This window comes from Aeromonas sp. QDB25 (assembly GCF_027707725.1).
Taxonomy (GTDB): Bacteria; Pseudomonadota; Gammaproteobacteria; order Enterobacterales; family Aeromonadaceae; genus Aeromonas; species Aeromonas caviae.
In genome coordinates, this window is record NZ_JAPCIZ010000111.1 from 1 (window position 1) to 8,401 (window position 8,401).

6 protein-coding genes are annotated in these 8,401 nt (G+C 57.3%); 1 reads left to right on the forward strand and 5 read right to left on the reverse strand.

All coding sequences use genetic code 11. The features are described from left to right. Positions 1-14: 14 nt before the first annotated feature. Positions 15-566 (reverse strand): 3'-5' exonuclease, encoded by a 552-nt coding sequence (locus tag PG883_RS21600; RefSeq protein ID WP_114522851.1) that lies wholly within the window; start codon positions 564-566, stop codon positions 15-17. A gap of 111 nt (positions 567-677) precedes the next feature. Between PG883_RS21600 and PG883_RS23985 the strand changes: the two genes are divergently transcribed. Further along, complete coding sequence (locus tag PG883_RS23985) at positions 678-884, forward strand: type II toxin -antitoxin system TacA 1-like antitoxin (protein ID WP_114522850.1); 207 nt, start codon at positions 678-680, stop codon at positions 882-884. A 78-nt stretch (positions 885-962) separates the two neighbouring features. Here PG883_RS23985 and PG883_RS21605 read toward each other — a convergent pair whose 3' ends face one another. The 4 genes from PG883_RS21605 to PG883_RS21620 all read right to left on the reverse strand — a co-directional run. Continuing rightward, positions 963-1,316 carry a hypothetical protein gene (locus PG883_RS21605; protein ID WP_147273905.1) on the reverse strand — a complete coding sequence of 118 codons (354 nt, stop codon included), beginning with the start codon at positions 1,314-1,316 and terminating at the stop codon, positions 963-965. Positions 1,317-1,456: 140 nt separating this feature from the next. Beyond that, entirely contained in the window at positions 1,457-1,741 is a 285-nt protein-coding gene (locus PG883_RS21610) for a hypothetical protein (protein ID WP_114522848.1), read from the reverse strand. Positions 1,742-1,814: 73 nt separating this feature from the next. Next, the gene (locus tag PG883_RS21615; RefSeq protein ID WP_270808114.1) at positions 1,815-6,020 is read right to left on the reverse strand and encodes a hypothetical protein; all 4,206 of its coding nucleotides are present in this window, start codon (positions 6,018-6,020) and stop codon (positions 1,815-1,817) included. Positions 6,021-6,031: 11 nt separating this feature from the next. After that, on the reverse strand, positions 6,032-8,401 hold a 2,370-nt coding region (locus PG883_RS21620), incomplete at its 5' end, for an Ig-like domain-containing protein (protein WP_270808116.1).

Consider the following 8,401-nt stretch of genomic DNA (forward strand, 5'->3'; position numbering starts at 1 on the left):
CTCCCGTTTGATACCTAGTCTTCGCTGCTGGCCATGGCTTTGATAACCCCGAGAGTCATCTGCACATCGGCCAAGGCCCGGTGCGCCTGACCCTCGATAACGACCCCTTCACGGCGAGCGGCATTGATCAATTTATGCCAGCGATAGCTGCCTCTATAGTCATCCCATTCGTCGGCGTACTCGGCATAAAGGAGCATCGCACACTCAGCTTGCATCTCAATAGGTGGCAAGCCGTATAGCGCGGCAGTGTGCGCCATCACGCGGCGATCGAAAGCGAGGTTGTAGACAATTACCGTCCTGCCGGAAACGGCTTCCGCCACGCGATCGTGGATTTCAGCCCATGTTGGAGCATTCGACACCATTGCGTTGCTGATGCCATGAATAGCGGTGGCATCAGCCGGGATCTTCCGTTTAGGCTTTACCAAGGTATCTATCAACGTTTGGCCGAATTCGTCGACAACACTGATTTCCACCACTTCTGACCAGCTTTCAAGACCAGTTGACTCCACGTCAAGCACCGCAATGGGCCCGCTCAACCATTCTCTTGCCTGTTGTTGTGGTGTCATCTCGGCCTTTCTCCTACTTGCTGATGTGTCGTATCATTCAATTGCTGTCCGTACATTAAAGCCACTAGCGAGCCCGATTGCAATATTAAATACACCTGTAATAATTCACGAATGAACGAGCATAGACCACGGCGCGGCCCGCCTTACAAGCCGGAAAGCGAGAAGCATTCGGATCGCATTGAGCTGAGGGTTACGGCTGAGCAAAAGGAGTGCTACCTGTTGGCAGCTGCGCTGGAAGGCAAGACAGTGTCCGAGTGGTTGAGGGACATTCTCGATGGCCATGCCGAACGCATCATCGGAACGCATCGAGCGGAGTGAATCACTAGGTTCCCTGGATACAGCTCACCTCCGTTGTCCTTGGCGGACACACAGGGCGGTCAGCAGTATTGGGGCGAGTTAACGCCCCTGGTTGTAAGCCTGCTTGAGTAGCACCTCAAGTCGGGTCTGTGCCTCACCCAGCGTGACCCCTTTCGGCAATTTACTCAGGGTGCTCCTTGCGCCAAGGCGAAGACAACCCTTGATCGCCTCCACTTCAACTGGCTGCTTCTCTATCTGACAACTGACCGCCAGCGCGGCGATAAGGTCGCGGTCTTTTGCATCCAGACCGTGGACGTCTGGCCAGAGCAGTTTTACGCGGTCAAGCATACCGAGACTCTGCTCAACTGTTGTGCGATACAGCTTCCCTACCGTCACACCGACCACCAGCACCACCGCCCAGATCGCCAGCTTGCGCATGAACTTCTTGTCCATGCCTTTTACCACACCTGTGACCGCTCCCTTGTCCATCCCCTTCCCTCTTCGTGATATGCCACCCCGTGGCTGTTTGCATGAAAAAAGGGCCTCCCGGTGTCCACCAGCAGGCCCTACACTGTTCCTACGCCATGTCGGCGCTAGATGCACCGCCCCTGCCGGTGGCGATACTCATTCTGCTCCCACCAAGTGGCGACTTCCTTAGCCTCGTTGACGGCCCCCGCTCCTAGCATTAACCAGTAAATCTGATGTACGCCGCCAAGTGCGATGATCTCCCGAAAACGCAGGTGCGACTCACCCAGCCTACTTTTTTGGAAATGATCGTCAAACTCCTGCACGCAGGAATGGAAGTGCTTCATCAAGGTCTCCCCTGATACCACCGCACCTGTTGCCTCCGGGCTCACTTCTTTGACTGCTACTGCCATACATCCACCTTCCATCAGACCTGTGTCCGGCCGGGGTCTCCCCCGGCCTTGTGTTTGCTGATTGGCTTGCTGCTTAGCCGCCGGTGAGGGTGATGCTGGCTTTACTCTCGTCACCCGAGTCGTCCACGGCCACCGCCTCAATGTCCAGCACCCCTGGGTTCAACGCCTTGGTCATGGCGATGGCGTAGGAGGTGTTGGTGATGAGCTCGCCGTTGATCTTCCAACGGTACGCGACCACACGGCCATCCGGGTCTTCGCAGTTCATGGTGACGCGCCAGCTGGTCGTGGTCGAGGACGGGACCAACTTGCACTCCGCCGGTGTGTTAGGCACAACGGTGAAGTCATGGGTGACGTGGGCACGCTGTCCCAGCTCACTCAAGGCATCGAAGGTGATGGTGTGGTTACCAGCGGTGATGCCGGTAAAGACCTGACGACGCATCGGCATCTCAACTTCGTGACCATCAATGGCCCACTTGATCTCCGTGAGTTCGTCATCAGGGTGGTCCAGCAACACGCCACTGGACATGTTCACACTCATCGGGGACCGCATGAACTTGTTGCTATAGCTAGGCGTCAGCTTGACTTGCATCGGCACCGCCTCATCCACGGCGAACATGTGGTCATGGCTTTCGCTGTTACCACGGTTATCGCTCAGGGTGATCTTGACGGTATGCAGGCCCGGCTCGGCTACGCTACCAACCCAATCGCCCTTCACCGGGTCAAAGGAGACCTCGTTGATGCCAGCATCCGGCTCTACCGTTACCGTGTACTGCACACCTGGATAGGTAGGCAGACGGGTGGTGTTACGCACATGGATCTGAGTGGGGGCCATCCGGAATGCCTGACGCTGACCAGAGGTGAAGCGCGGGAACGCATAGGTCCACGTTTCCACCGCTTTATCGACCTCTTTGAGCGTCAGATCTTTTTGGCCATCTACCCAGACACGGTAAAGGAACGTGAGCTTGTCAGTACCAACCTCTGTCGGGGTATAGGAGACAGTGTTGCCGGTAGCGATGGTGCCATCTGGCATCACCCACTCCTCCACAAACTTCACATCCTTCACCAACAGGTAGTCGTTCTCGTAGTTGCCCTTGAGCGTGAATGGCTTGTTGGTTTCCGCCTTCGACGGACCTTCCACACTGGCACGAATGACTTGCGGGGTGAGGACTCTGGGCATGAACTTAGTGGTGACCCAGCTGCTGGCGTCAGCATCATCGTCAGATGCTGCAAACTCGGCGCGAGCATAGAGGTACTTACTGTCCGCCACCGGGGTCAGCTCGGCTGTGATGTCTCCATCCTCCCAGTTCTTGCCATCGGCCGACCACTGCACGTTCATAGCCTGGTCGAGATCCGCACCACGAGCCCCCTGCAGGGTCAGCTTAACCGGCTGGCCTTTCAAGACGACGCTATCCTGCGAAATCTGGATTTCCGGCTTGTCGTAGGCAACGATCGTGGTGATGTCGGTTGGCTGCTCAACACCGGTGATCCTGTTATGAAGCACTGCCCGCACTTGCCATTTACCCGGCTCTTCGGTCTCAAAGCTGTAAGCTGCTTTGCTCAACGCATTGGGTGCAGGACGCCAGCTGCCGCTGTCACCATCACGGATCTGCCACTCAATGTCACCCAGCGCCTTCTTATCTTGGTCTGTTTCCGTCGATACCCGCACGGTGACCTTCATCGGTACCTGGTCAACGATACTGAGAACGTCCGGCTTCCCATCAACACCCACCCCCTTAATCAGCATGAGGTGCTGTTTACGGGACTGGATTTTCAGGTTGAAATGCTCAAACGGTGAGATAACGTCACCCACGATCATGTAGGTGATAGAGCGTCCCACGGTCTTGGAGGGGTCAAAGTTGAGTTTGACTTCACCGTTGGCATCAGTGCGGACCTTGTCCGTGAGCTCGATGATCTTCTTGGTAGCTCCCTTACCCTTCTCAAAGGTGGTGAGTTCCTGCACAAGACGCATGTCCCACTGGCCATGCTCCTTCGCGATGTAGTTGATCTGGTCCGTCTTGGAATCGAAGATACCAACCTTGGCCGTCACCTCAGTAGGTGCGTTATCTGCGATTTCATTAGAGAGGCCGGTCAGGTTTATCTTCATGCGCTTGTTCGGCACAACGTAGATTTTGCCTTCCTTGATCACCTTGAACTCATCGGTGCGGGCATATTTGGCCGTAACCGTCATTGGATAGACAGTCCAGATGTCACCCTTCGGCACTTTGATGATCTGGGAGAAGCGTGAGAGACCGTCCGAACGGGCCCGCATCGCTACGGTAGAATCGCTTTCCACCAGACCTGGGATGTTTACCCCGATCTCCACATCACCCGGTGAGGACAAGACCAGCGCTGTACCGGCGACGCCACCATTGATGTCAACCATCAGACCGTCTTCGCCTTGCTTGCGCCGCCCAGTAAAGCTGATCTTCGGCTCGGCCGCTTTTTGGGGCTGCAGATCGGCCGTGCCAGAGCGAACCTTGCGCTTGTACCCCTCTGCACTGATCGCATAGAGGTCATAGCCCACGATCCCGTCCGAATCGTCAATGAATCCTTCGAGCTTGATCTTACCCACCACGCTCACCGCAGGGGTCAGGCCGCTTGGCAGATCCCATTCGGCAAAGCAGGTGATAGAGCCGGTGGTGGAAGCTGAAATCCGCGCCTGTTCTTCGTCGAAGGTCATTGGGCAGTGATAGCCGGAGGTCTCAACCTTAACCGAGGTGCGCTGCACAAATTGCACAGGTTTGGACGGGCTCGCGGTCAACACTAGATCGGTAGCCGCGTACTGCACCATCGTGGTTTTGCTGGTCACCCGACCGGCTTTGTCCTTGGCGGAAATCACCAGCGGGTAAGCGGTTCCAGCCTGCAGCGTCGACAGATCGGTTTTTCCGACCGTTAAGACGCCTTCTGTGTCCGTTGGGGACAACGGCAGGGTCACGTCACCCAGTTTTGCCGTTACCTCTGTGACGCCACCGGCGTAGCCGTTATGCGCTGCGACGGTCAGGTGCTCTGGGAAGAAGAGGACTGTGTTTTCGCCCAGCAACGACAGTTCGGTGTCGTAGACGCCAACCTGTGGACCATAGCGGTCAAGACGCAACGGCAGGGCGGTTTCGGAGGTGCTGGTGTTACCGTAGCCATCGGAGGCTTCCATCGTGGCCAGGAAGTCACCGTCCTTGATGGTGTTCAGGTCAAAGTCGTAACGGAACTGTGCGGGCCCGGTGACTTTGAACGGCCCGACAGGCTTCGCGGAATAGGTTGTGTTGTCGTGCGTGGTGTTGGCAAGGCTCAGCAAGGTCTTGCCCTTGTAGGACAAAATGACCTTGCGCGGAGTTGCCGGGTCTGGGGTCAACACCATACGCAGGTTAGACGGCTGCCACCATGTTTTACCGGCCTCATTGTGAACCGAGTTAACCAACACAGCGATGGTGCTATAGAGCACATCTTGGGTGCCGCTCACTGTTTCAATCGTATCCAGCGGGGACTCCATGTTGCCCTGTTGAATCTTCCCTACCTGGGGCGGTCGGAAGTCCCAAGACAAGGCGACCTGGTTGACCACCGGCACGAAATAGTTGTTGGTGGAGTTGACGTCCACCGCCATCGGCTTCGCGCCCACATCATCAGTTCCACGAACGTGTGTCATGGCGCTGTTGCTGGCCACGCAGTTATCCGCACCCTCCTTGACCAAGCAAGTGGAGAACCCGTCGATATTGACACGCTGATCATACGGACGCTTTTCGAGCGTCACTTTCACAGCGCCTGCGTTCTGGCGCTTGTGGATCAGCGGGTCATTGCCATCCACCCAGCCCGGCTCGTCAAACTGATGCTGGAACTTGGTAATGACCGGCGGAACGGTCGGCTCCACGTTGAAGGGCAGGAAGCCGGAGGTGATCACCTCGGGGGTCTCTGCGCTCCCGTTGCGGTATACGAGCTGGTAGGGGACAGACTTGGCCCCCTTCTGCGCCGTGAACCCCTTGAGCGATGGGTCATCCTTGTCAAAGACCATGCCGACAGGAAGATCGGCGTTGTTGATCTGCAGGTAACACCCTAGCGTCCCAGCTGGTGGGTTAGCCGAGTTGTAGTTGAGCACCCGGCAGCCATCATGAGTCGCGGCGAGCATCACTTTTACTTCCTTGACCCCCTCATAGAACGGGCCAGGCGCACTGACAGATACCTTCGGCTGGTGAGAAGTGATCTCCCCAGTCACAGTCATAGAGGCGGCGAAGGTAGGTTGGGCGACAACAGCCCCCACAATTGCCGCGATTTTTGTTAGCTTATGTTCCATACCTACGTCTCCTAATTCACCGTCAACTGCGGGATGTCAATCATGTAGTTCGCCTTCCCGGTCACACCGGATGTGGCAGGCCAGACCGGCAACTTGGCAGACCCCTGCGGATCAAGCGGGATCACCACGTCTTTGGTTTCACCGGGTTGAACCGGCTGACCGTTGAAAATCACGCCAAATGCGGCATCAGTACGCAGGGTGATGTACCCCGCTTGCGGGCCACGGCTTTGCGACCCGCCATCCGTCAGCGCCCCCTTGAACACGACCATCCCGAGTGGTTGATCGTTGGCGTCCAGCAAGGACTTCGAGACTGCAAGTACGCTGACGGGGTCGGCTATGGCCAAGTTCTGCAGGCTCAGGGAGAAGGTCTGGATGACCGAGGTCTTGTTGCCTTGCGAGTCCACCGCATCGACCTTGAGGGTGTACTCCTGACCGGGTTCAAGGGTCGGGAACATACGCGGCACCTCTGGCTGCCAGCCGTCTGCCAGCTTCGAATACCCGAGGTCCAACGCATCGTTGATGGGGCCTCCCACCAGCGTAATGCGGCTGATCATCGGGCTGCTGTCCACCGTGTCACTGAGCATCACGCGCAGATCTTTCACCGTGTCGATGGCAGAGGGCACAGTGCCGCCGCGGTACTTGACGGACAACGAGGGCGGGGTGCGGTCTGAGGTGAAGGGGAACAGACTGACCGAGGTCTTCGGGCCATGCCGCTCTTGGGCCACGGCGCTGAGGGTGTAATGGCCTTCCGCAAGGGTGGAGAGGTCGTACACGTAGGTGTATTGGGTATCGAGGTTGGCGGTGAGGCCCCCGGTTGGCGTGACCTTCGTCCCGTTGTTCTCAATCCAAGCGTCGTTCAGACGCAGACGGTCGAAGTACGCCCCACGCCCCGGCTGCACGATCTTGAGAGTCAGCTTTTTGGTGACACTGTCAAACTCAGGGGAAATGGTCGGATAGTGCTGATCGTTCCAAGTGATCTCGCCCCACACCGGTGAGCCAATCAGTGTGCCATCAGCGCTATTCACGATGGCTTGATCGTGGAAGTAGCCAGTGGTGCCTTTGTTAATGGTGTAGTTCCAAGCAGCGCCGCACTGAGTCTGCCCCGCCGGGATGGTGCAACCAGCAAGATGGCTTACCTTCTGGTCAAAGGGCCTTGCCCCGACCGTGGCTCGCCACTGGCTGATGGTGACTGGCAACGCTGAGTTCTGTATCTCACGGGCGCGAGAGGCCCAGCCGATGTCGCTGTAGAGGTATTCCATGTTGGGGAGGTCAGGCGCTTTGGGTACGCCCGGCCCGAGCACCAGGTTGTAGCCTACGCCCGCGCCCGCCCAACTACCGAAGTTAATCCAACGAAGGTAGTTTTGGTCGGAGAAGTTGTGTGGTGAGGTCATCACCAGATAGACGTAGGTGGCGTCTTCACCGGCTTTAACGACCCCACCTACCCCGCTGTAGAGGTAGATACCAGACTGGACATAGTCCTTGAAGTTGGTCTTGGGGAGTCTATAGGCGAGCTTGACGGGGTTGGTATAGACCGTCATACCCGCCACATAGGGATCAAACTTGTCGAGGCCCGGCCCGAGCACGTTGCTGGAGTTGGGGTTATAAACCCCGAACACCCCCGGCGCATTGACCACGTTATCCCAACGCGCATTCTGGATTGGTGACTTGTATATGTTGCCCGCGCCATCTGTGGCGATGAATTGCAGACCAAACAGTTCATCCAGGTTCGACGCGGGGAACGAAGAAGCCATCGGATAGGACAGCGATGAGGACGCGGTTTCGTAAGGACGATCCAGATTTTTATAAACGGAGCCGTTTTCGCGGAAGACGAGGAAGCTGCCGCTGACAATGCCGGAAGGATCCGTGAGGTTAGGCAGTACGAAGTTGGGGGTATCTGCCCCACCGGTACCCAGCAACCATGTCGCGCCAGTATTCACCCGCTCCCATCCCGTCGCATTGACCGTCATCGGGTTGGCGGTGGGCGGCGTGGTGTCTACGTTGAAGGTATAGGTGTTAGTCGATACCTGATTGCCGAGGATGTCATACACCGTCGAGCGCAGCTGATAGTTGCCATCCGACGCGGGCTTGGCGACGTTGAACTTGACCCCGTAGAAATCCGTGCCCGAGGCGGTGATCCGGTTGGCGACTGTGATGATACCCGAGGTCTCGGTCTGCACCACGGCAGCGCCCTTGAGCAGTTCCAGCTTCACCTTGCGATCGAGGCCCGCGATCGTCGTGACCACGATATTGCTGTTGGCACTGTACCAGGTAGCGGTCGGCGTCTTGACCTGCAGGGCCCCGTTGCTGTCCGTGTAGGACATCTCGAAGATCTGTGCCGACGTTGCCGAGGTCATGCCCAGCAGGGCGAGTGCGATGGCTAT